The organism is Vibrio sp. Vb0304, from assembly GCF_033338995.1.
GTDB classification, from domain to species: domain Bacteria; phylum Pseudomonadota; class Gammaproteobacteria; order Enterobacterales; family Vibrionaceae; genus Vibrio; species Vibrio alginolyticus.
The window spans coordinates 1-1,466 of record NZ_JAWOTT010000112.1 but is presented as its reverse complement, the minus strand read 5'-3'; the positions used below and the strand labels follow the sequence as shown (position 1 = coordinate 1,466).

Below are 1,466 nucleotides of genomic sequence, written 5' to 3'. Positions count from 1 at the left end.
AGTGATCCCAGCTCGAATCACAGATGAGCTGTGTCAGTTGCTAAAAGCGTCACGCTTGCAAATTATCCTTGTTACGCACATCAACCATGCTAATGAGATTAACGATGAACTGCGCCAGGCAATGAAAAAACTAAAAGAAGCCAATGTCACCCTGCTAAATCAGGGAGTTTTACTAAGAGGCGTTAATGATTCCGTTGATGCCCTGAGCCAGCTCAGCGAGGCCCTGTTCGATGCTGGGATCCTGCCGTATTACTTGCACGTGCTAGACAAAGTCCAGGGAGCGGCCCATTTTATGGTCGATGACGAACGAGCCCGACAACTAATGGCAGGCTTATTAGAAAACGTCTCTGGCTACCTGATCCCGACCCTCACCCGTGAAATCGGCGGCCGAAAAAGCAAAACGCCGCTCGACCTACACCTCGCATAACCATCTATAACCCCTACAAATCATGAGATTTTGTGTCGGTCGAGACGCAAAATCTTACGATTTCTCTCTGATTTTTGTTTATTTTCAGAAAACTCAATAAAAAAGACACCAAACCGTTCTAAAACATTTAAGTCTCATGTAGTCTCTGCCGCCTAGATTATTTGCGACACAAAATATGGAATGAAAATCACACTATTGTGATGAAAAATGGTCGAGTTTACGACATCCATATTCAACCAAACTGAAGATGAAAAACGTTAAGAACGGTAGCCAGTAAACGTGAAGTCTACGCAATGGTAAATGCCTTCATCGCCTTTAAGGCAGCTCTGCGGAAAGTTAACCAGTCCACCAGAAAGTATTGCAGCAACCATTACCTAGCTGAAACCGATGATTCGGGACGTAACCAAGCATTCTGTCGACCAGGCCAACGCCTCACTTAACGGTTTACGCAGCGAAATCTCAACCGTTACCAAAGCATGGAAGAGAGGACTGAATCGGTCAAAGAGAGACCTTTTCCTGCGAACACTTATCATTCAATCTTGCCGCACTGAGCAACAGTGCCAAAGAAAACCGATTATCTGCTAAGGACGCACAACAAGGGGTTGAAGAGCGGAAACGCAAGGCTACTGCGCTACGCGACGTTGTGCATCTATTTACACTTTAACTTCAACCAACAAGAAGAAAAAACTCATAACAGGAGATATCCTTTGAAACTGAAACTTAGCCTAACTGCACTGGCTCTGATGGGCCAAACAGCCGCACATGCCGCTCCTCTGCTAGTTGATTTTGATGACAGCGAGCGCGAAGAGCGCGTTCAGGCGAGCAACGCTTGGCTAGAAATTGATACTCAGGCATTTTCAAATAATATTCAGTTGCTTCAGAAGGATCTAAAGGGCAACACTCAGATCTGTGCCATCATGAAGGCTGACGCATACGGTAACGGTATCGCAGGCCTGATGCCTAGCATCATCGCAAACAACGTTGCATGTGTGGGTATCACCAGTAATGAAGAAGCTCGCGTAGTGCGTGAGCATGGCTT

Annotated in this window: 1 protein-coding gene and 1 pseudogene; both read left to right on the top strand. The window is 46.0% G+C overall.

Going from position 1 to position 1,466, the window contains the following annotated elements; genetic code table 11:
* A pseudogene (locus R7P35_RS24230) lies at positions 1-427 on the top strand (EF-P beta-lysylation protein EpmB); the annotation flags it as partial.
* Positions 428-1,134: 707 nt separating this feature from the next.
* Positions 1,135-1,466, top strand: a 332-nt coding sequence (locus R7P35_RS24225) for an alanine racemase (protein WP_318092875.1), incomplete at its 3' end; no start/stop codon positions are given.